Annotated in this window: 19 protein-coding genes; 5 read left to right on the top strand and 14 right to left on the bottom strand. The window is 54.4% G+C overall.

The window, feature by feature from the left end:
• Positions 1-290: 290 nt before the first annotated feature.
• The 7 genes from ACEWZM_RS14135 to ACEWZM_RS14165 form a co-directional block, all read right to left on the bottom strand.
• On the bottom strand, positions 291-3869 hold the full coding sequence (locus tag ACEWZM_RS14135) for a hypothetical protein (protein WP_414007042.1): 3579 nt from the start codon (positions 3867-3869) through the stop codon (positions 291-293).
• On the bottom strand, positions 3856-5448 hold the full coding sequence (locus tag ACEWZM_RS14140; protein WP_414007043.1) for a hypothetical protein: 1593 nt from the start codon (positions 5446-5448) through the stop codon (positions 3856-3858). The genes ACEWZM_RS14135 and ACEWZM_RS14140 overlap by 14 nt, the downstream gene beginning before the upstream one ends.
• A gap of 33 nt (positions 5449-5481) precedes the next feature.
• On the bottom strand, positions 5482-5886 hold the full coding sequence (locus ACEWZM_RS14145) for an SH3 domain-containing protein (RefSeq protein WP_414007044.1): 405 nt from the start codon (positions 5884-5886) through the stop codon (positions 5482-5484).
• Positions 5886-7277, bottom strand: coding sequence for a vWA domain-containing protein (locus ACEWZM_RS14150; protein ID WP_414007045.1), 1392 nt, complete (start codon positions 7275-7277; stop codon positions 5886-5888). Before ACEWZM_RS14150 ends, ACEWZM_RS14145 begins: the two co-directional genes overlap by 1 nt.
• A gap of 86 nt (positions 7278-7363) precedes the next feature.
• Positions 7364-9133: a bifunctional helix-turn-helix transcriptional regulator/alpha/beta hydrolase gene (locus ACEWZM_RS14155; protein ID WP_414007046.1), complete on the bottom strand. Its 1770-nt coding sequence runs from the start codon at positions 9131-9133 to the stop codon at positions 7364-7366.
• 31 nt (positions 9134-9164) lie between these two features.
• Positions 9165-10808 carry a GMC family oxidoreductase gene (locus ACEWZM_RS14160; protein WP_414007047.1) on the bottom strand — a complete coding sequence of 548 codons (1644 nt, stop codon included), beginning with the start codon at positions 10806-10808 and terminating at the stop codon, positions 9165-9167.
• 361 nt (positions 10809-11169) lie between these two features.
• A complete protein-coding gene (locus tag ACEWZM_RS14165) occupies positions 11170-11592 on the bottom strand; it encodes a hypothetical protein (protein ID WP_414007048.1) in 423 nt (140 codons plus the stop codon).
• A 107-nt stretch (positions 11593-11699) separates the two neighbouring features.
• Here ACEWZM_RS14165 and ACEWZM_RS14170 point away from each other — a divergent pair, with 107 nt between their 5' ends.
• From ACEWZM_RS14170 to ACEWZM_RS14185, 4 genes are all read left to right on the top strand, one after another.
• Positions 11700-12449 (top strand): helix-turn-helix domain-containing protein, encoded by a 750-nt coding sequence (locus ACEWZM_RS14170; protein WP_414007049.1) that lies wholly within the window; start codon positions 11700-11702, stop codon positions 12447-12449.
• 220 nt (positions 12450-12669) lie between these two features.
• Positions 12670-12888 carry a hypothetical protein gene (locus ACEWZM_RS14175; protein ID WP_414007050.1) on the top strand — a complete coding sequence of 73 codons (219 nt, stop codon included), beginning with the start codon at positions 12670-12672 and terminating at the stop codon, positions 12886-12888.
• A 398-nt stretch (positions 12889-13286) separates the two neighbouring features.
• On the top strand, positions 13287-13916 hold the full coding sequence (locus tag ACEWZM_RS14180) for a sugar phosphate isomerase/epimerase family protein (RefSeq protein ID WP_414007051.1): 630 nt from the start codon (positions 13287-13289) through the stop codon (positions 13914-13916).
• Between the two features lie 80 nt (positions 13917-13996).
• A complete protein-coding gene (locus tag ACEWZM_RS14185; protein WP_414007052.1) occupies positions 13997-14503 on the top strand; it encodes a hypothetical protein in 507 nt (168 codons plus the stop codon).
• 310 nt (positions 14504-14813) lie between these two features.
• Here ACEWZM_RS14185 and ACEWZM_RS14190 read toward each other — a convergent pair whose 3' ends face one another.
• The 5 genes from ACEWZM_RS14190 to ACEWZM_RS14210 form a co-directional block, all read right to left on the bottom strand.
• A complete protein-coding gene (locus ACEWZM_RS14190) occupies positions 14814-15644 on the bottom strand; it encodes a phosphodiesterase (protein ID WP_414007053.1) in 831 nt (276 codons plus the stop codon).
• A gap of 60 nt (positions 15645-15704) precedes the next feature.
• Positions 15705-16952, bottom strand: a complete 1248-nt coding sequence (locus ACEWZM_RS14195) for an ABC transporter substrate-binding protein (RefSeq protein ID WP_414007054.1) — start codon at positions 16950-16952, stop codon at positions 15705-15707.
• A gap of 110 nt (positions 16953-17062) precedes the next feature.
• On the bottom strand, positions 17063-18025 hold the full coding sequence (locus ACEWZM_RS14200) for a carbohydrate ABC transporter permease (RefSeq protein WP_414007055.1): 963 nt from the start codon (positions 18023-18025) through the stop codon (positions 17063-17065).
• On the bottom strand, positions 18025-19005 hold the full coding sequence (locus ACEWZM_RS14205) for a carbohydrate ABC transporter permease (protein ID WP_414007056.1): 981 nt from the start codon (positions 19003-19005) through the stop codon (positions 18025-18027). The genes ACEWZM_RS14200 and ACEWZM_RS14205 overlap by 1 nt, the downstream gene beginning before the upstream one ends.
• A gap of 1 nt (position 19006) precedes the next feature.
• A complete protein-coding gene (locus ACEWZM_RS14210; protein WP_414007057.1) occupies positions 19007-20164 on the bottom strand; it encodes an ABC transporter ATP-binding protein in 1158 nt (385 codons plus the stop codon).
• Positions 20165-20277: 113 nt separating this feature from the next.
• Between ACEWZM_RS14210 and ACEWZM_RS14215 the strand changes: the two genes are divergently transcribed.
• A complete protein-coding gene (locus tag ACEWZM_RS14215) occupies positions 20278-21165 on the top strand; it encodes a LysR family transcriptional regulator (RefSeq protein ID WP_414007058.1) in 888 nt (295 codons plus the stop codon).
• A 32-nt stretch (positions 21166-21197) separates the two neighbouring features.
• Here the strand turns inward: ACEWZM_RS14215 and cobF are convergent, their stop codons facing one another.
• On the bottom strand, positions 21198-21968 hold the full coding sequence (gene cobF / locus ACEWZM_RS14220) for a precorrin-6A synthase (deacetylating) (protein ID WP_414007059.1): 771 nt from the start codon (positions 21966-21968) through the stop codon (positions 21198-21200).
• A 68-nt stretch (positions 21969-22036) separates the two neighbouring features.
• Entirely contained in the window at positions 22037-22714 is a 678-nt protein-coding gene (locus ACEWZM_RS14225) for an energy-coupling factor ABC transporter permease (protein ID WP_414007060.1), read from the bottom strand.
• Positions 22715-22741: the final 27 nt, after the last annotated feature.

Here is a 22741-nt window from a genome sequence, read left to right on the forward strand (position 1 = left end):
CTGGTGGCATGTCGTAACCTATACAACGGCTGCCGAAGGTTTTCCGTGCCCGACGGCCTCGTTGCAATGGTGATCAATGAGCCCTGAGCTTAGAGGTCCGCCTTTTATGCGGGCTGCAGCAGATCCGAAGTGACGAGTGCACAGATCACGGAAACACCGGTGGGTATCGGTAGTTTGGGATTCTTCACGTTTCGTAAAAACAAGTACTTGGGGAACGTGAGCCAAGACACGGCAAATCTCACGGTCGGGATAGACGGCTGGAGAATGCTGAGTTGCCGCAAGCGCGACCTTCACCGCGTTGCAGTTATCAGCCGTCTGACCCTTTCCTGTTGAAATGGAACAAAGAAATTTGCAGGCAGTTCTCGGGTCATATCGAATTCCGCAAATTCAGCGCCTGGAACGTTCATCTCCTGCGCGGCAATATCTTCGGCATATTTGTTTATGAAATCCGCCTTGAAGCCTTTTTCGATTTTGACACGCTGTCCCTGAAAACGCCTTTGATAGATGTCGTCTGGTGACCAGGCTTCGGTTTGGATTTGGCGAGCGAGCACCGCTCTGGCGGAGGCCGTTTCTCCTTTGATCGGATAAACGCCTCCTGGATCGAAAATCTGTACTTTCCAACTATCTTCACCGGTCTGGATGAAAGTGAAGTTGTTGAGATGGCCGTCCACCCAAATACCGCCTTTATCGTTGATTTGTCGTGCGGCAGCGACGTAAGCGGCGGCTTGGCCTTCTGTCATTTGCCCGCCTTGCTGCTTGACCAGCGTGTCGGCAAGCGTGCCGGAAAACTCATCGACAAGTTCGAGCACCTGTATCTGATCAAGACCCTCTGCAATCAAGCGTCTCTCATGGACATGTATTGGTGCAATAACGTCCGGATCAATTGCATCATCACCTAAGAATGAACGGGCCCACCAATCATTTAGAACCTGATTGACGTTGCCAGCTTTGTCGAGACTGATGCGTACGACTTGTCCATCGCGTCCAACCGCTCGATAGACCCCGTTTATGGCACCATTTCCCATTTTCTCACCCAAGGCGATGACCTGTTCGCCGGCATCTGTTTGAAAGCGAAAATAGGTGTTGGCTTGAGGCGTCGCGGATGTGGGCAGTGACACATCGGTGGGCGTAATTGGAGCAGCAACCTCCACCGTTTCAAATTCAACCGGCGTCCTGCGGCGCGGGTCCTTCGAGGGATCGCGTGCACGATAGGTTGTGACCGGATTGTCGGTATCGACAACCACCAAATCGGCAAACTCATCCACATCCATGCGGACCACCTGACCGCGAGAGGGATCGAAGAAATCGACGTCTGCCCCTATGCCCCAACGGTCATGCTCGACGTTGGTCACGTATACCCGGCGTTGCGTCCCTCCGTTAGATTGCAGCTGAACCTCTACGGTCCAGCCACCATCAACAGCGGCTTTGGTCGTAACCATGTTCAGATTGTCAGGTACAAAACTGGCGACTTCGATGCCTTGCAACTCCATCCGATGCGCGAACACGGCATTTGGAACAGGCTCGGTCCGGCCAAAGGACAAAATACCAGATGAGACTGAAGGCTGGCCTTCAGACAGGCTCTCTATGGCCATCGTCAAATGGGCGTTGCCCTGCGCTTCGGTGATCGTGCGACCGGTCTGGCGATATACGATGAAGTTTCCGGCGACGGCATCGGGAGCGTCGGGCGATGCTGCGCGGAAGACCGGCGGCGCTTCGTAGGCCACGCGAGCGGTGTCTCCGAAGGCTGTGATTGGATCCGCCGGCGCCGCGATTTTAGTGGCACGTCGCGGAGTTGATCGGGGCGTGACACGCACCGAGATGTTCGGTGATTCAGGCAGCGGCAGAAGGCGTGTCGGCGGTTCGGCATTGACCACGATCTGTCGGCGTTGCGCCTGACGAATGCTGCTTGGAAAACTGTCGGAAATAGTTTCAAACACGTCGATCACTTGGCTTAACCCCGACGGGTCACGGGCGGTATAGTGTCTGATGTTGGCGGTACGATTGCCTTGCATACGCGCTTTGAAGCTTTGCCCGCGGGAGCCGCCCAACCCATCGGTGAACCGCGCCACCTTGCCGTTTGTGCCTGACGTATGAAAGCGCAATGGGGCCGAAATCTCGTATACTGTTGCGCCTAGCATCGTAAACTCTGCCGCGACGTCGACGATGTTCAGCCAATAGGCTTCATCCGACATTTTATTGCCAAACGCGTCGACGCCGTGAAAAATCGAGAAGACTTTTCCGCCGAGATTGATTGCCGAGAAGCTATTCACCATCAGGCGGAATCCGTCACGCGTGAAGGTGTCGAACACCGCTTCAAGCTGACGCGCTGAGGCCACCATCAACGCTTCGTCTAGCACCATGCGTTCCCAAAACACTCTCGGATCGTCCATGTCTTCACCGGCGAAGATCGTCTTGACTAAGTCACGCGCCGATCGCCCAAAATCCGCAAGCTCGGAGGGGCGATAGGTTCTTGAAAACCCGTAGTAAATCGCCAGGTTTGTTGAAGCTGAACTCCAGTTTTCTCTGCGCCATTGTATATTTTGAGCGGCCTGTTCCCGGCTTGTGCGCACTAGACCGGTTGGAAACGTTTCGGCTCCGGGGCCTGCGAAGTAGACGGCGGCTACCGCGATTTTCTGACGTGCGGTCAGTGCGTCCGACAACATCAATTCATCGAAACGTCCCAACATCGCCAAGGCATGCCCGGCATTGGGTCCGGATGCGTTTTTGATCGTCGCCTCAAAGCGGTCGGACATCGTGTTATACTGGGCAAGCATGATGTCTTCGAAGTTTGCGTACCACTGGACGCGATAGACGACATCGTCACCGATGGAGAAGGTGACTGTTTCGCCTGATGTGCCATCGAAGTCGACGCAACTGCCTTTCTCACGGGTCGCTGCCAGCTCTTCGGTTGCGAAGTATTCGTTCACCCACTGCCAGGACAGGACCGGAGGATAGAGATAAGGATCGTTTGCCCCACAGTTCGGAGCCAACGTCATAGGGTGTCCTAAGGGATGCGCGGCACGTGACAGGCCAATGCCATACCGCATTTCCCTTTCATGAACGACGCCTCTGGATTCCAGCATGACAGATGCTGTTTCACCACTTTCGTCACCTGTAATGGTTAGCTCGATACGTCGGCCACGGTCCTCGGCGATCGTTTCATCCAGATAGGCTTGCGGGTACATTTTTTGACCGGGCATCGTAGTCAAAACCTGTGGCGTGACGCTCTCACCCTCACGGCGTTTGGCTTCTGGACCGGAAAAACTAACAACCTCCAGACGCTGGGTCGGTGCCCGGCCAACGCCCAGAATAGGATCCAGAGCATAAATCAACTCGCGCGGTTCGCCTTCGCCAACAACTTCGTGCGATGTAACCTCTCCGGAGTCCGGATCGTATTCCCACCGCACCTCACCTGGCAGGAACGTAAGTTTGAGTGCTGGAGAATGATTGTTGTGATGCACATCCAGCTTTGCAGTCCACTTCAGCACACCTTCCAGATCTGCGTGGATCTCTTTGGGGATGGCAGAAGAAATCTCGTTGGCTTTTGGATAGTATTCAAACGTCGCTGAGAAACGTCCGCCGCTGGGTGCTCGTGTGGCATCTGTTATCCACTTACGCGCTTTCGTATGCAGTTCGATTTCGTCAGAGCGCGCATCGGCCGGAGCCACAAAGAAGATATACGAACCATCTCCGACCTCAAAATTGGCGTCACCTGTTCTATGCGCGACCTGTTTCCAGCGCCCAATAATTTGATCTCGTGAAAAAGTATCCGGTTGGGTGGCCAGGTGATCTTCAATGGATTGCGCAGCGGCCGTAACGCCGAGACACGCCGCAAGGAGGGTCGCGGTGATCAGTTTAAAGGTTTTCATTGTCTTCGGCCCCCATAGCAGTGCCGCTTAGCAAAGCGTCCTCGTCGCTAGGTCGCGCTCCAAAGGGATTAGAATAAAAATGCGGCCCGCTTTGCCGGATTACTTCGTAGCTCTCGGGCCTGTAGTGAACCTGCCCGCCCCAACTCGTCCCGCGCATGACCAGATTGTCGGATCTGGGATCCGGTGTGACGCGAAACACCGCTCCCCACGGCTGTGTGCCTCGTCCCAGCAGCTGCGATTTGATCGCATCCGGCAAAGTCGGATTAAAGTCGCACCATTTGTCTATACTGTCGCGAACGGCCAAATTGAGGCCATCAAAATAAGCCTCATCCATAACGCCACCGCAGGCACCCAGAAGCCGTACCTGAACCCCGACACCCACCTGCGACACGGAATTGAAGCCGCCTGGCGCTTGCGCCGCATCTTCAACGCCGTCTTGCACACGGTGTTCACTTTTCTCTAGCGCTCTCGCAATACCATCCGTATCTGGAGTTGGGGTTTCGACCATTTCGCGCGAGTAAGTCCACTTTTCGATATCGAGCCGCTTGTACTTGGTTTGCCGCACAACCTCTCCGGTTTCGATGTTGCGCCAAATATGCAGCTCCGTCGTTTCGGTCGAGGCGTCCAAGGCGTGTTGGAGTTCGTCTGCCACTTCCTTGGCATCACGCGATGAAGGCAGGATTGTGGTATCGTTGTCCGATGTGATGAACCACGTTGTTGCACCAAAGTATTTGAAGCCGTCCATGGACCACAGCCCGTTCAACATTGAAGGATGATCATCCCAAAAGTCCGGGGTTAGGATCTCGGGTTCGAAATCAGTATCGGCAACGGGCTGGGGTGACGGGAGATCGTCGGTGAAAATATCATCATCCAGATCGTCAATCGCTGTCTGCGGTGTGGCATCCTCGCTGTATTCGTCAGAGCTGCCTGAAGCTGCGTTGCCGTCCGAATTTGAGGTCGGTTCGGCGGTCTCCTTTGCAACAACCCAGCGTGTTGGCAGGGCTAGATTAAAGGGCAGACCATCAACACTATCTGGATTGTAGACACTGATCGTTGTGTCACGCGTTTCGGGGTCGATGTCGATCCGAATGCCGCTTCCGTCTTCGTTTTCAAACTCCTGATGCGGCGCGCCTTTGTCCAGATCAAAGGTTGACCAGAAGATATCATCGTCAAGGCGCTGAAGATCTTCTGCACTTATCTGGGCCCCAGTAGCGTTTTGATAGGCGGCGAACCGTTCTTCTTTGCTGCGGGTGACAAGAAGTTCCTCCATCCTGTCATCTGTTAGGCGCAGGTTATAGGCTCGACGAATGTCATACAAAGGTGTTGAGAAATCGTCTGTTACTGGTGCGTTTTGGGTTTTGGTGCGCGTCAGAAGCGTGTCGATAATCTCTTTACTGCGCGCGATCTCTTCTGGCTTACCTGTGGCATCCGTCGCGCGTTTCAAAGCGGCTGCAGTTGTGGTGCTTTGAAGTAACGCCCGCTCCAGCGGTGTTGGGATAGCCTTGCTAGGTGTGTCCGCAAATACGGGCGCTCCAAAGTGGGCAAGCCCAACAAGCGAAGCCGAAATATATCGCATCATGACAATTTTCCAAAGTTAAGGCGCGGTCCGCCACTAACCGGCCAGCGGGGTAAGCCAATTGCTATGTATCCAGCCGTGATTGGCACCGTCGCGGTTCAAGACGCGGGTTTCAGTGATCGGCGAACAATCGACGGCCTCAGCGCCGTAGATAACGCCGTGCCACTCTCCGACGGTGTCAAAAATCCATACGCGGTCGCCGTTCGCCAGCTTTGCCAGACGGGCATATTCGGTGCCCGGTCCGGTTCGAACAGAAAGAAAGCCATCGCCATCGGGATCGAGACCAGAGACCGCGCCCAAACCGCAGGTGTCGAGATCGGCATCAGATTTTTCAAAGATCGGCTGCGCCAACTCAGGCGGAATTTCTTTGGGATCGATCTCTTGTCCGCTGGACTGTGTGGCCGCAAGCCAAGTTGCGGCCAACAGCAGGACTCTGAGCATCACTCTTCGACCGCGTTTATGACAACGGAGTCGATAAGGAACAGTGCTTCACCACCGGGTTTGGAATGTTTTCGAGGGTGGAAACGACCGATGGAAAAGCTCAGATCGCCAGACATACGCAGGGCAGTAAACTGATCTGTCTCAACCACGTAAGGTGATCCGTCCTCAAGCGACAGCCCCTCCATCTCAAAGGTGGTGAAATAGCTGCGTCCACGCTTTGACAAGGTGAGTTTGGACGGCATGTCCTCATGTCCTGCAACGATTGTATCGCGCGTTTCGTTACCAAATGGGCTGCGCCAACAATGGGCATTGCTGCTGTTTCGGTGTGCAGCTCGCTCGAGCTCAATTTTGCCTTTGGACATCTTTTCCATATAGGCATAGGTCGCAAAGCACGATGTGTAGTTAGCAGCGTGAAAGGCGGACGCCATGGCGTTTTTTGTATCTTTCCGAACGCCAAAATTCAGGACGTTGCCTGTGGCTGACATTTCACCAGTAAAGGTAATGGTCGCGTCCCAATCTCCGTCAGGCATCTCGCCGGTATAGGTGATCAAGTTGCTGCCGGTTTCGTCGTAGAACGGGCTGACAGAGGTCGACAGCATCAGCAGCGCGCCATCCTCGACAATGTAACTTTCAGGATCCGGGTTTGTGAGAATCCATTGATCACCGAGATCGTCGCCGTCGAAATCATCCCGAAAAAACTCAGTAATGACTGGGCCAGTAGGCTCCGGTGCCACTTCAGGCTCGGGTTCAGCGGTGGTTTGGGCAAGGACAACCGCCTCTTGCAGCGCTGACTTAAGCCCTTGGGTATTACTCGCATCAAAATACTGACCTTTGCCTGCGTTGGCGATGCACTCAAGTTGTTCACGCGCTTCGGCGTCGACATCGAAGCCCACAACATGAATTTTCAGATCAATGCCCATGGTCTGTGAAATTCGGGCCGTGAGGCAAGGATCGCCATCACAGGTCTCGATCCCATCAGACACAAGAACCATCGACTTTGGAACATCGGTGGGTTCGGTGGCCACCAAAACGGCAAGCGCCTTTTGCAAGGACCTCTCAATCGGTGTTTTCCCCAGAGGTTTGAGCCCTCCGATGCTTGCCTTCAGCTCTTCACGATCTGCGCCTAAGAAATTGAGCACTTTGACGTCTTCGCAGCTTTCCTTTGATGTCGTGCCATAGGTCATCAACCCCAGACGTGCCTCAGCGGGGACATCATCCATCAATTGTCTCATCGTGGTCTGGGCGGTTGTTATCTTGGCTTCACCTTCGACTTGCCCCCACATGGAGCCAGACCCGTCCAAAATGAAAAGAATGTCAGATGTCGCTGAGACCGAGGCCGTCGCAAAAAAGCTCGTCGAAGCAGCGATCAAAACTGGCACAATAAACTTCATGGAAAACTCCTAATGTGATTCCAAGTCACACTAGGATTTGTCGTCAGCGCGTCGCTATCCCCAATTGGGGACCCTATCGGTATCAGTCACGCAGCCGTTATCTGCTTAGAATCTGACATACTTTCCCGGGCGCGCTCGATCACTGCAGCCGTGCTGCCGTCACATTTGCATGCCTCCAGGATCCATGGCCACTCAGTAAAAAGTAGGTACTGTCCCAGCGACGGAAATGAATGGTACATCGCATTTGGCAGTGCCGCCTGAAGTTTACGGCTGCCCTCCGGATCTGAAACATTGTCCAACTCGCCCTGTAGAATATGAACGGGCATGGTGAGCGAACCCAATTCGAAATCCCATCCATGGGTATTTAGATAATTCTCCTGTACCAGCCCGTCGGACCCCTGAAGTGTACGCAGAGCCAACATCTCTGGGATGCGTTTCTGCAAAACCGGACTGGACAAGACAGCGATATCTGCAGGACATTTTGAGCGGGTGATATGTCGTTCCAAGTATTTTTTTGTGTTCTGCATAACCGAACGCATCAAGTACGGCACTATTGCCTTGAGTAGTGCGGGCGCCCGCCGACCAATCACCCCACTGATAATGTAAAAGACATCCATACTGCGCCAGTCCATAGGTTCATGCCGAGGATAGCTGGGGGCGCACAAAACCAATTTATCGACTCTATGAGATGTCGTGGCAGCAAAAGCCAACGCCGAACATGAGCCAAATGCTTGCGAAAACACCGTTACCGTTTTTGCATCCAAGTGGTCCAGTAGCTGGTTCAGATCATTGGTAAAATCCGACAGGCCCGCCATCGTTTTGAAATGAGAGCCAAATGTTCCGGGACGGCATGGAACAATGATCCTGAGACCAAGCGCTTCGAGATGCGGAATGTAGCGCTCCGGCGCGCCGATAGCGTCAATCGCTACCCCTGTAAGCGCATCAAAATGGAGCAGAATATGCCCATCGGGTGGACCGATCTCAAAGTACTCAAGATTACGGCCATCTCGCAGCAATAGATTGCGACGGACGGGCAGACTCGGATCTGTATTCTGAGGTTCCCGATCCAAAAGCGAAAGCGGATTGCGATCGACTAAAAGCAGCAAACTGGACTGTTCGCTCACACCTGTTTTTAGGTAGACGCGCTTTAGGTAAGTACGTGCGCTTTCGTATGTGATCCTGCATTCGGTTGCAGCTTTCCGCAGATTGTTGCTGGCGTGCAGCGCCTTGACCAAGCGGCCTTCAGCTTTTGACAGGAAGTATCTGAGACGGAAATCCTCGAAAGACTGGGTTGTCAAAGCAGGCAGCCCAACGACGATTTTCGCGGCATTTGGCGGCAGTATTCCGCTCTTGATCTTGGAGGCATCCACCAGAGCAATACTTGTTCCGCGCGAGTCCGCATGGCCTAGGATCGGCAGCTGGGTTTCGGATGAGACGTGCAAATGCTCGACTTCATGTTCGAGCTCTCCGATGCTGTTGTAGTCGACGCCATAGTCACGCGCCGCCCTGTTCGAAAATATCTTGTTCCCACCGTGATCAAACACCATCAGCCCAACCGACAAGCTGTCCAAAACACCACCCAGTGTGGCGTTCTCTTCCTGTAGGGCAACGATGTTTTCGCTCAATCGCATAGCGCGTTCGAAATGGGTAATTAAACCATGAAACCGATCGGGAGATTTTGACAGGTCGTTGGGATGCGAAAGCTCGATATGCTCCATCAATTCCGAGATCATTTCCGGCCATAGTGAGTTATCGATTACGGCATCGTACAACATATGAACAAGTTCAGCCTCATTTGGCTGCCGCGATTGTTGATCAATCACGGTGTCTGGGCGGGTGTTCAATGAGTCAACCATACCTCTATCGATCTATGAGTGTGACCATAGATCAACCCCTTTTCAATATGAATTCTGCAGCTTGGATGCCGATCATGATTGACGCGGCATTTGTATTGCTACTGACAATTCGCGGCATGATTGATGCATCAGCAATGCGCACACCTTCAATGCCGCGCAGTCTCAGATTGTTATCAACCACCGAATTTGTATCGCAACCCATCCGGCAGGTTCCCACAGGATGATAGGCTGTATCGGCATTGCTACGAATGAAAGTATCAATCTCAGGGTCATTAAATCCGCGAATATCGGCGATCGCGGCGGGATCCAGCGCTCTAAATGCGGGTGCATCCAGAATGTGTTGTAGGCGTTTCAATCCCACCCGTGTCCGTCGCAGATCATTCAGGTGTGAAAGATAATTTGGGGTAATGCGCGGTGGGGTCCGCACGTTCGAAGATGCGATCTCAACTGAGCCACGGCTATCGGGGTCTACAACATAAACATGTGCACTGTACCCACGCGCGGCATGTAGCCTGTTTCCGTGGTCACGAACGATGCCGCTAAAGAAATGGCATTGCAGATCGGGCAGAGCGCGGTTCTCATCGGATTTCAGATAGCCTCCGCTTTGGGTGAATGTGCTGCTCCCCCAACCTCGACCCATTTTCCGCCAGGTCCAAATCGCCTTTGCTAGGTCAAGCACTCCGCCTGGTGTTAACCCCATAAACCGGTTGTCGCGGCACGAGTAGTGCAGGCCGCATTGTAGATGATCTTGCAGGTTTTGCCCGACTTCAGACATATCACGCACGATCTCGACGCCGCATTTTTTCAAGAGCTTGGCTGGCCCCACACCTGACCTTTGCAGGATTGCGGGCGATCCAAACGCACCGGCGCAAAGTATGATCTCTTGTCTCGCGCCCAAACGTAGTGTGTTCCGTCCACGGCGACACATGACATGTGTCGCCTTGCCCTGCGCGATAGCGAGGTAGTCCACAAGCGTATTGCAAAAAACATGTGGGCGCTGCTCGCGAGGAAGGGAATGCAAGAAAGCATCGGCAGATGAACATCTGCGACCCGCAAATTGACCACTCCCGTACTGCGAAAACCGAAATGGGAATACGGCCTCGCAATTCGGAATTTCTCTTTGGTTCAATCGGCGAAGGCCTCTTTCTTTAGCCCCCGAAAAGAAGATTTCATCAGCACCCGAGTGCGAACGGCATATCGAAACCGCAACGCCAAAGTTATCATCTGCATCTACCGAATTGATGTCTCCGTCCGGGCGTTCAAAGCTCTCAAAAACAGGGCGGACATCGTTCCATCCCCAACCTCGATTGCCCATTGACAGCCACCTGTCATAGTCATCCGGGCGCCCCCGCAAATAGATCATCCCGTTGATGGCGCTGCTGCCGCCCAAGACACGACCCCGCGGTTGGTATCCTCTCCTGTAGTTGAGGCCAGGTTCGGGCGCAGTCTCATATTTCCAATTGTTCAACCCAGGCTGTTTGGGCACCTGAAGCGCATTCCCCAAAGGCATGCGAGACCATGGCCGTGCAAACGCACTCCCGGCCTCAACGAGCGCGACCTTGTGGCCCGCTCTGGCGAGCCGCCCAGCAACCGCGCAACCTGCTGATCCCGCGCCAAGGACAAGATAGTCAAACCATCTATCGACTTGGCGGATGTCTGATGAAGCCGCTCCCATGGTTCTACCATGGCAAGCAGCTAGCCAAATGGGAAGGGTCTCAAAATAGCGAGCAGGCTGGCTCGGGCCGACTTAGATTTTGTCCACGCTGGTTGTTTGAGCATGTGTCATGGATGGGGGTAGGGGCTTTGGGGCAGACCTCAACAAACTTAGCCAATGGCAATCGGTCTTTCATCGATTGCTTGCAATTAGTAGCAACGAAAGCCGCGTTTGCAAATGTCGCTAGCTACGCATTACCGCGGGGGTGATTGGAGTAGCATCACCCGCGGCTGAAGATCCTCCTGAATGGTTACTGCGTGGAAGAGGCAACCGTCCGGATTGGCAGTGGTAAGTGGCTGTTCTGAGGTCAATCAATCCATTGCTAGACAGCAACGTGTCGCTCTTTGGACATGAGTGAGCCGAGCATCAGTGCCAGAAAAATCAAGTTCAGTGCAGCGTTTAATGGTGATCCCGCAACGAAGGAAAAGCTGGAATCGACAGCGAACCAGGTCAGTGCACTATACAAAATGACTTTTCGCCCCGCTTGCGGTGCGACAGGCATGACTTCGGTACCAATCGTCCACATCATTGCTCCCATCCCGGCTGTTAGCCCGCCTCCAATGGCAAACAACAGTCGAACGGTTGGGTCTGCAACTTCCGGAGCACTGGAAAAAGGCCAATGAGCGAGGTTCAAGAACAGCTTTGCTAATGGATAGAGTGGCGTCCATGTTGCGGTGGCTAATGCAATTCCCAAGACAACGATGATGATCCCATTGATACGCAATGTCTTTTGCTCTTTTGTCATGTCAGGTCTCCTATGATGACAGGACTTTTGTTCACATGAAGACACGACGCTTAACAATTACCTCGCAGGTAAGTGACCTTTGTCATTTGCGCACCTAGGCTTGGGCTATGTCAGAATTTTCAAATCATCTAAGACACTGGCGCCAGACGCGGCGCTTCAGTCAACTGGACCTCGCTCTAGAAGCAAACGTTAGCGCGCGCCACATTTCCTTTCTTGAAACTGGGCGTGCGCGCCCAAGCCGTGAGATGATAACCCAGTTGGGAGATGCATTGGCCATTCCGCTCTCTGCGCGGAACCAGATGTTTGCCGCGATGGGGTTTGCGTCTCGGTACGAAGCCCGATGTTGGGACGAAGCGGAAATGGCTCCGATCCGACGTGCTATTGATCGTACGCTAGATCGTCACGCGCCTTATCCGGGTATTGCCATTGACCGGCTTTGGCGTTTGACGCGCATGAATACGTCGGCGCAAAAGATATTTGGGACTTTGGGGCTGTCCGAAGGCGACAGTATGCTCGAGGTGTTGAGCAATCCGTTGCTTTGGGAAATGGTCGAAAACTGGCCTGAAGTTGCTCATAATACTATGCTGCGGCTCAGAACAGAAAGCGCCACACAGGGTGGTGTGCCGGAACTGGAAGCTGCGGCGCGTGATTTGGCTGAACATGCGCGTATTGGCGCTAACGTGGGTCCCACCGTACCAACAGTATTTCGGTTCGGAGATCAACGGCTTGCGATGTTCGGCACTATCGCCCAATTTGGAACACCCGAAGACACTGCATTGGAAGAACTTAAGATCGAGCTGTTCTTCCCATCTGATGTCGAGACTGAGAATGCTCTAAAGACAATGTTTCAAGATTGACTGAAACCGACCGATGCAATCTGAGGCGCCGTGTCGTGACCAATGCAGTCATTGAGCCAATGCGCAGCATCGGCGAGATCGGCTCGAAGCAGCGGCGCCGCGCCAACTCGCGGTAAAGGGCTTCGCGACCGACGGACAACTCGCAGGCTAGGCGTTGCCACATGATAGCGATCGTATAACTTTGGGCAGGATTGAGCCATACGGGAAGGAAAGAGAGGAATTGCAAATAATACGAATTCTCGCGTTCCTGACTGCTTCCGTTTCTGTCTCATCTGTTGCGAATACCGAAGATACCCTACAATCAAATAAGGGCTTTGAAGCGCGTGAGATCGCCCGTCTGTCTGAACAAGACATCGATGCATTGCGCAACGGGGCAGGCTGGAGCCTCGCACTACCTGCTGAACTAAATGGTTTTCCCGGCCCGTCTCATGTCCTTTAGCTCGCCGACGAACTCCGTCTTTCTGAAAGTCAGGAACAGCGCGTTTCGTCAATCGTCGATGGGATGCGCGCCGATGCGATTAAGAAGGTCGATGTGCTTATAAATGCAGAGCGCAGCCTCGACGAAGGCTTCAGATCGAACGGCTTGGAGCGGATCAGCTCAGACCTCTCATTAAAGACGCAGATGCGGCACGTGCGGAGTTAAGATATGTTCACCTGTCGCGCCATTTGGCGACACTGGAACTCTTGGATACAGATCCGGTCGCTGAATACATTGTTCTACGGGACTACGCTTCGAACCCAGGTGCGTCTGTCCCAAACGGCAGCGATGCCATGGTGTGGCGACGCCACAACGGATGCAACGATCAGTAAGGTCGACATTCATGTAAAGCGCAGGATGTGCGTGTTGGCTATGAGGCATTGGCCTGGGGGCGACATGTCGATGATCACCGCGATGCGTGGGAAGTGGTGCGCCGGGCGGATCACCGCAACATCGGTCTCGTCCTTGACAGCTTCCATACCATGGGGCGGGGTATCGACCACGACACCATCCGTTGCGTTCCCGGTGAGAAGATATTCTGCGTGCAACTGGCAGATGCTCCCAAGATCGACATGGATTTGCTATATTGGTTGCGGCACTTTCGAAACATGACCGGAGAAGGCGACTTTGACATTGCCACCTTCACCCGTGCGGTTTTAGCGACCGGTTATCGTGGCCCGCTCAGTCTCGATATTTTCACTGATCAGTTCACGTCGGGCAGCGCACCTGTCGTCGCAAGGAACGGCTATCGCGCATTGTTCGGCTTAGTGGACGACGTAAAACACGCAGAGCCGCAGTGCCTGCCAGACCATGCCGCTTTGCCTGTGCGTGTGAAGCCAAACGGCGTCGCCTTCATGGAGTTTGTATCGCGTGGCGCAGAGGCCTGCATGGCAGCGTTCTCCATTTTTTCGACAGCACTGAAGCTCTCTCCGAGGTTTGGTCGGTCGAGTTTCACCCGCATCCCGTCGAAGATAACACCGTCGGTTTGACCAAAGTCGATCATATTTCGCAGACCATGTCCTACGACGAAATGCTCAGCTGATCCCTTTTTTAAACGACTCTTTTTGACATGAAGAAAGCACTGATGGTTGGTGTCACTGACCCAGAAGCCTTGGTGCGCAGTCGGGCTCCGCGATCGGGTTCGGACGCGCTTCGGATCACACGCAATGGTGTAGAGACACATCGCACCTTTGCAGGGTCCTTTCTCGCCGACAGTTTTGGAGCCCCCGTCCAACATATTGCTTTTGCCTGCAACGACACTATTGAAACGGCTCAGGCGTTAGAGCGGAACAGTTACAACCCACTCTCAATTCCAGAAAACTACCGCGCAGATCTCGCATCGCGCTTCGATTTGTCTACTGGACAGATGGCGGTTTTGCAGCACGACAATATCCTCTACGACGCCTCCTCCTCCGGGGAGTTCTTTCATTTCTATTCAAAGCCGTTTGCAGGCGAGATGTTCTTTGAAGTTTCGCAACGCAAGAATAGATATGAAGGCTACGGCGCACCGAATGCCCCTTTTCGAATTGCAGCGCAAAAAAGGTTTATGCGTCCCAAAGGTATGCCGCGCAAATAACCCTCCGCACTAAAATCCCTAAGCGACTTGGTAACCAGCCCCAAGCCAGCATGCAAATTTGCGCCCAGCATACATTTTGAAGGGTTTTGCCTCCAAGGGCACGGTTCGCCCACGATGGATCGCTGCTCACAGGGGATGTCTTGGCGAGGGTGGACATGAGTTCTATGCTGCTGCCTGTTTTGATGGGGGTACAGGCGTCAGCATGCCTCGTTGAGGCATGCTGAGAGGGCAAACTTTAGGCGCAGTGTCATAGCTTCAATGGTGACGGCGAACCTACGCACTTAGTGAACAGTGCTGGTAGAAATACCGATTACTCTGCCGCGTCGCAGGGCTTTTCCCAGTCTTCCCAGCCAGTGCCCGAGGTCGACACGTGCCCCCTCCACGCAAAGGGGATTTGGTGAATGATGGTGTCAGATCCTGTGATCAACAACACCGAATATGAAGGCTCCATCGGAGCACCTTTCAGCAGCGTCGTTTCATCAAGATCCGGAATGGACTGGTTGCCGGTTGAGGGCACGCAGGCAAATTGCACCCCCGCAAAAGACCCATGGATCGAAGCATGCACATGGCCAAAGTGGATGTAGTCGATTTTGGCTGAGTGATGCTGGATCAGCTCGGCAAATGGGCCGCGATCTGCCTCAACCAATGCAATCTTATCTGCAGCAGGCAGGCCCAACAGCATCGGGTTGTGGTGAAGAAAGATCCGGGCGCGATCACAGCTTGCAAGCTCGCTCTGCAGCCAGGCGCGACGGGTCTCACAGAAATGGCCGGCGTGGGTGCGCTCTGCCACACTATCAAGGTATATGAAACGCACACCATCAAGCGGTTCTGCGTAGTTGATAAACCCGGCATCATCAGTGGGGTGATCGTTGAAAATGGAGAGGAAATTGCTCCGGTTGTCGTGATTTCCGATCATCAATCGCACCGGAATCTGCACATCCGAAAGCGCTTTCTGGAGTTCGGTATAGGCCGCTCGTTCACCCCAGTGCGCCAAGTCACCGGTAATGATGATTCGTGCCGCATCCGGGTGATGTGCGGAGATGTCTGCCAGTGCCTGCGCAAACCGCGCATGGGGATCCAAACCGCCCATCTCTTCGCCAGGAACTGTCAGGTGGATGTCAGAAATGTGGATGATTTTCATGAGTATCTGTCCAAAATGTAGACGGCCGCGCGAATAAATTCACGCGGCCGAAAATTTGATTTAGCCGTTCGGCAGCAGGTCGGCGACTTCTTCGACCATCTCTTGCTGAAGCTCTTTCATGTCAGTGGCATCGCCCGTAACAATCCGCTCAATCCCATCGTAGATCACTTGCGTGATTGCCAGGCCGTTGTCACCAGGGTAGGCCAGCCAATCGCGCAGCAAAGGCAGCTGATCCACAGCGGTCTGTTTGTTCGGGTTCTGCTGATAGAAATCCGCAAGGATCACCTCATTCGCCGCTTTGTTCGGTGGCATGTATCCGGTGGTTTTTGCCACTTCCGCAGCGCCCTCACCCGAGGTGATAAACTTGAGCCAGGTCCAGGCTGCCTCTTGCACTTTGGGATCATCCGAGGTCGAAGTCAGCAGTGCGGCATTGCCACCTGCGGGCAGACCCTTAGGTGTTTCGCCCATACCGGGGAAAGGACCTGTGACCAATTCAAAGTCACCCTGCGACCGTTCCACAGCACCCAGCGCTGAGGTGGACCAGAACATCATGCCGATTTCACCAGCCGAGAAGGAAGACAGCGCGGCTTTCCATTCGAGGTTCTGCATCTCACACTTGGTGAAAATCTCCTGCATCTGCTCCATTGCAGCAAGTGCTTCGGGGCTATCAAGGGTCACATGACCATTGTCCACAATGGCCTTGTCCTGGGACCATAGCAGGGCCTGCATGAACCAGTTGCCGGTTATGTTCCAGCCCCAGAAGATCGGGTTGTCAACGCCATTGGCTTTCATGGTTTCACAGGCGGCGATCACCTCGTCCCAAGTTGTCGGCAGGACTTCAATGCCGCCGGCGTTGAGCACGTCCATATTATAGTAGCCAACCGGCAAAGAGACAGAGAATGGCAGGCCATGTACGCCACCATCAAACGTCGACAGAGACAGCATCGCGTCGTGATAGCCGTCTTTTGCGAAATCGGCTTCTTTGGCAATGAAAGGCTCCAGCGACCTGGCGATACCTTTGTCGACCAGGATCTGCTGGCGGTTCAGGCCTTGCATGGTCACATCAGGCAGGTTGCCCGCCACCGCTTCGCGCAGGATGGTGTTGGTGCCATCTTCATAGGATTCATAGGTGGCGCGAAACTTCACGTCGATATTTGGGTGTGCTTCCTTGAAGGCCGGCATCATGGCTTCATAGGTAACATCAAACAGGTGGCTGTAGGGATAGGCAAATTCGATGGTTACAGTGTCTTCAGCGAAAACGGCGCTGGCGCCTAGGGCCAAGGCCATTGCGGTGGCAGTCAGTTTCATGGAATAGTCCTCTCTTGCCGGGTCTTGGAGCCGTTGTTTGCAGACGGAGGCTCCGGGGTTTTCCCTTGCGGGATTTCGGATGGGGGCATCTTGTTGAGGTGCCCCCAAAATCATTTCATGCCGCTCAGTGTGATGCCTTCGATGAAGCGCCTTTGCGCCAGCATGAAGGCCACGATCAGCGGTGTGACAATCACGGTTGCCGTTGCCATCATCGGGCCAAAGAACGACCCATCACCGCCGCCTTTAAACTCGCGTAGCCCCAATGGCGGTGTGAACAAGTCGCGATTGCCGGTGACAACGATGCGCGGCCAGAAGTAGTCGTTCCAGTGGGCCACGATTGAGAAGATGGCAAAGGCCAGCAGCGCGGGGATGGCTGTGGGCAGCATCACGCGCCAGACGATGGCAAACTCTCCCATTCCATCCATGCGTGCCGCATCGATCAAGTCATCAGGCACCGTCATAAAGAACTGGCGCATCAGGAAGATGCCAAAGACCGAAATCGTCCAGGGCACGACAAGTGCGGCATAGGTGTTGGTCAACCCGAGCTTGGCCAGAAGGATATAAAGGGGCAGGGCGATCGCGTGAACAGGGATCAATAGGCAGAACAACACCAGCCCAAACACGGCATCACGACCCCAGAATTTCAGCTTGGCCAAAGCGTAGGCCGCAGGCAGGGCCACAACAACCTGGATCAGAAAGATCGACGCGGTCACAATGAGACCATTGAGCAGGTAGCGCAGCAAGGGGGCTTCGGTGAAGGCCATGCTATAGTTGAAAACAACCGGTCGCATGGAACAGTCGGCCTCGGCTTCGGCCACCAATGCGTCACGAATGTCTCGGTCGCTTTGTCCCGGAAACCGATGTGCCGCTGTCACGATATCGTCGCGGCTTGGATCGCGCCTTACGACACAGCGCTCATCAACCATCATCTCCTGACGTCCGAAAAAGCCACCTTCGCCCCGGTCGATTTCTCCGGGCGATTTAAAGGAATAGCTGACCATCATGTAAAATGGAGCGATAACGACAATCACACCGAGGATCAGAATGAGATGCTTCCACCAGTCGCGGGTCATCAGTAGTGAACCTTTCGTTCCACCAGCCAGCGCTGGATCAGGGTGAGGAACATGACAAATGCGAGAAAGACCATCGTTATGGCTGATCCGATGCCGATCAGATTCTGCTGCACGCCTTTCTCAAAAATGGCGAACATCATCACATAGGTAGATTTGTTGGGGCCGCCACCCTGGGGCCAAAAGGCTTCGATCGTATCAAAAACCTGAAAGGCCCGGATGCAGGAGATGGTAACAACAAAGACCGTGGTTGGCCCCAAGGCAGGCCAGGTCACCAGCCGAAACCGCTCCCAGGCGGATCGTGCTCCGTCCATTTCAGCCGCGTGATACAGCTCGCGGTGGACGCCGGTCAAACCAGCCAGATACAACACCATGTTGAACCCAAAGCCCTGCCAGATCCCGATGAAACTGATGACCCAGATCGCATAGCGTTTCTCACCCAGCCAGACCGGAAAGTGCTCGGCGCAGCCATGGGCCATAAAGGGCCAGATCCGCTCAAGAAACGTACCACAGCCCATCTCAAGCGTGTGATTGATCATGCCGATGGAGGGATGCAGCATGAACTCCCAGGCAATGGCCATCGCCAGTAGGGTCGCCATGACCGGCAGAAAATACACTGTCTTGTAGATCTCTCGGAACCGACCCAGCGAGTTGATCAGCAGCGCGGCCCCAAGTCCCAGCCCGACGGAAATTGGCACAACTGTCACCACATAGGTCAACGTCGCGATAAACATTTTCTCATAGGTCGAACGGGTGAACAGTCTTTCGTAGTTCTGGGTGCCAACCCAATCAAACCCGCTGTTTCCAAGGGAGTAGTTGGTAAAGGAGAGCAACCCCGCGATACCAATCGGGGTCAGTAAGATAATCACCATCAGGATCACGGCAGGGCCGGTCAGGATCCAGGCCGCGTGACGTTCTTTCGTGTTGTGGGAGGTTGCTTTCGAAACGGCGACCTCGGGCGGTGTGATGTCGGTCACAGACATCTCACGCCACCTCAGTTTTTGAGGCCAGTGCCGGGCTGACATCGCGAATACGTGCCCCCTCCGCATCAAATATCAGCGCCTTGTCGACATCGAAATCCAAGCCAACCGATGTTCCAAGGGTCAAGGAGGCGCGCTTGTCGGATGTCGCACGGAAGGTGATGCGTGGCTCCAACCCCGTCACCTCGATCTGGATGAACATCTCAGACCCCAGGTTTTCGCTATGCACCACCCGGCCACGAACAGGCGCGTTGTCACCGGTCAGGAACAGTGTTTCCGGGCGCAGCCCAAGCGAGGCGACGCCTTTGGCGCGGCGATTCGCCATGAGTTTGAGGGGGCGGCCAAATAGGTGAACCAGACCGGTCTCGCTGAGTTCCACTGGCAAGAGATTGATTTTCGGCGAGCCAATAAACTCTGCCACTTCGATACGATCAGGATCGTCATAGACAGTTTCGGGTGCCGCACACTGAAGAATGCGTCCTCCCATCATGACGGCGATGCGATCCGACATTGTCATCGCTTCGACCTGATCATGGGTCACATAAACAAAGGTCGCCTCAAGACGGCGGTGCAATTGGGCAATTTCAGCACGGGTCTGAACCCGCAGTTTTGCATCCAGATTTGACAGAGGTTCATCCAATAGGAATGCAGCTGGATCACGGACCAAAGCCCGCCCCAATGCCACGCGCTGCCGCTGCCCGCCTGAAAGCTGTCCGGGTTTGCGATCCAATAGATGGGCGATTTCCAGCATCTGCGCAGCATGGGCGACCTCTTCGCCAATTTCCGCGGCTCTACCGGTTTTGCCGGGCATGAGGCCGCCAATCACCGGCAATCGCTGCAATGTGCTCATGCGGCGCATCTTCAGGGGCACTGCAATGTTTTCACCCACGCTTAGGTGCGGGTAAAGCGCATATGACTGAAAGACCATCGACAGATTGCGATCCGCTGCACGCCGGCCTGCGACAGAATTCCCATCAATGCGGATGTCGCCTGACGTCTGTTCTTCCAGGCCTGCGATGATCCGCAGCAAGGTAGATTTGCCACAGCCAGATGGCCCGACAAGTGACACGAATTCGCCATCAGCGATGTCCAGAGACACATCCTTGAGAACTTCGGTTTCCCCAAAGCGTTTTCGGATGTTTTCGATGCATAGCCCAGCCATCTGATTCCTCCATCTGACACGGAGGTTCTAGAAAATATAGCTCTCACTTTTGTGACGTCATATTAGTGAAACTAATGGCCCTTATGCCTAGGCCAACATCACAGAGAGAACCCATGCGCGCCAATCATCACCAGTTTGTAGCCTTTGCCTATGTTGTACGTGAGGGCAGCTTTTCAGCGGCGGCCGACCGTCTGGGTGTTACGCAATCGGCAGTAACGCAGCATGTGGCTAAGCTGGAAAAACAGGTCGGATCGCAACTGTTGTTACGCAGCCGCGAAGGCGTCGCACTGACCCGAACCGGACAGGAGTTGTATGATCTGGCAGATCGTCTGGTTACGTTGGATTCGTCGATCAAAGAGCGCCTGGAAGGCTTTGAGGCCATGGCGCGAGGGCATATCAAGATCATCGCCAATGCCCCGCTTCCGGCGCTGCGGGCCATCAGCCAGTTTCGCAAAGTCTACCCAGATGTCGAGGTCGATTTTGGACTTTATAGCTGGACCATCGCGACACGGCTTTTGCGCGAACGGCGTGCAGATGTTGGGTTGATCACGGACCCGCCAAACATTGGTGATTGGGACCGCATACCGGTGCAGAAAACCCGTTATGTTGCCTATCTTCTGCCGACGTCTCCGCTTTCAAACCGGGATCTTTTGAGTTTTGAAGATCTAAAGCATGAGACGGTCATTTTGCCGGAAACGGGTTCCTTGACCGAACGGGTGGTTCGCGAAGCGCAGGCCAAACACGGCATCCAACTGCAGCGCACCATAAAGATGACCACTTTTCCACTCATGTGCGAAGCCGTATTTCAGGGTGCTGGAACTGCCATCTTTCTCAGCAACAGCGGATTGATTTCAAAAGGTCTGGTCGAAGTGCCAATCGCGGAACTCTCAAAAACGTACGAAACAGCGGTGGTGGCTCCAAAGGATCGGGCAAGGCTGCGCCTGGTGAAGGCCTTCATCGATATGACGTCGTCTTCAGCTTACGCAGAGCCTATTTCGTAATATCAAGCCCTCCCAAGCCTGCTGAATAACAGTTATCCTTGGCGGCGCAGCAGATAGATATCCATGATCCAGCCGTGGTCGGCACGGGCCTTTGCCCGGGTGTCTATGATCTGATCCGTCACATCTGCCAAGGCACCGGAGATCGAGATCTCGTTTTCCATCCCGGCATAGGCGGTCCACCAGATTTGCACGCCCTCGGGATCGATCGATTGGAACGAGCAGGCCCCGTCCAACATGATCACTGCAGTCTCTGCGCCATCGGGCCAGCCTCCGTCGCGCAACTGCCGTCCGGTGGTGATGGTAAAGGGACCATTGATGGTGTTGATGGGAATTGCATGAGCAGCCGTCAAAGCCTGGATCGATGTGATACCCGGAATGACCTGCAGTGAGATATCTGCGCGCGCTTTCAGCCGGTCAGCAATCCGCATGGTACTGTCATAGAGCGAGGGGTCGCCCCAGACCAGAAACCCTACTTTGCCACCGTCCGGTAGATGGGTGGTTATGTTTTGCCACCAGATCTCGGCAATTGCGTCATGCCAGTCATCGACCCGCTGGCGATAATCCTGCGTTGCCTCATCCCGCACCGGTAGGTCAAATTCGACGATGCTGGGGGCAGAGCCGCCTTGGTCGTCGCTACGAATTGCCCCGGTACAGATCGATTGACGTAGCCCAGCCAGATCATCTTTGCCCGCACCCTTGTTTGGGATCAGGATCAGATCCTGCGCGTTCAGCGCGCCTACCGCCTGCAGGGTCAGATGTTGCGGGTTGCCGGTACCGATACCGATCAGGGTCAATTCAATCATGCGAGGTCTCTCAAACAGAAACACGGCCCCGAAGCCGGAGCCGTGTCGGTCTACTCATGTGCCAGTGATCAGGCTTCGTTGTAAAGACGCGGTGTGACCGCAGCGCTGCCATTCAGGCCGCGCATTGCCTTGGCTGCGGCCAGCACCGCCAGATCTGCGATTGGCTCGATCAGGACAACCAGCATATAGGCGGCGCCAAACGTCAGAACCGAGGAAACGGTCTCTGCACCAAAGCCCTGACCGTAAAACGCCCAGAATGCCACCCAGGCAACAACGCCGCCCTGATAGGCGCTGCTCAGCGCCAGTGCCTGGCTGTATTTGAGATCAATGTAGGCTGTGCCCGGCGCGATAATGCGGCTGGCCAGCGCCTGCAGTGCAAACAGTGGCACCAGAAGCGTTGTCAGATTGATAAAGTACATTGGCAGATCAAAGGGGGCAAAAAACACGCCCTGGATCAGCAGACCTGCCGCCAGACCAAAGGCAGCCGGCGCCGCACCAAGGATCAGGAATAGCGTTGAGCCCAGAATGAAATGTACTTCAGAGACGCCAACCGCGAAATGCGGCAGGACCTCGAAGAACAGGAAAACGCCGACGGTCGCGATCATGGCACGAAGCGTGTAGGATACGATATTGGTCTTTTTCAGATCCAAAAAGGTTTCCTTGGCGGCATAGGTCGCGGCACCGGCTGCGGTTGCGTAGGACAAGCCAATTTTGGTGGCATCAACGATGCCTGGTTCAATATGCATAACTATCTCCTCTCCGTCTCACCCGAC

The organism is Phaeobacter cretensis, from assembly GCF_047372505.1.
Classification (GTDB): domain Bacteria; phylum Pseudomonadota; class Alphaproteobacteria; order Rhodobacterales; family Rhodobacteraceae; genus Phaeobacter; species Phaeobacter cretensis.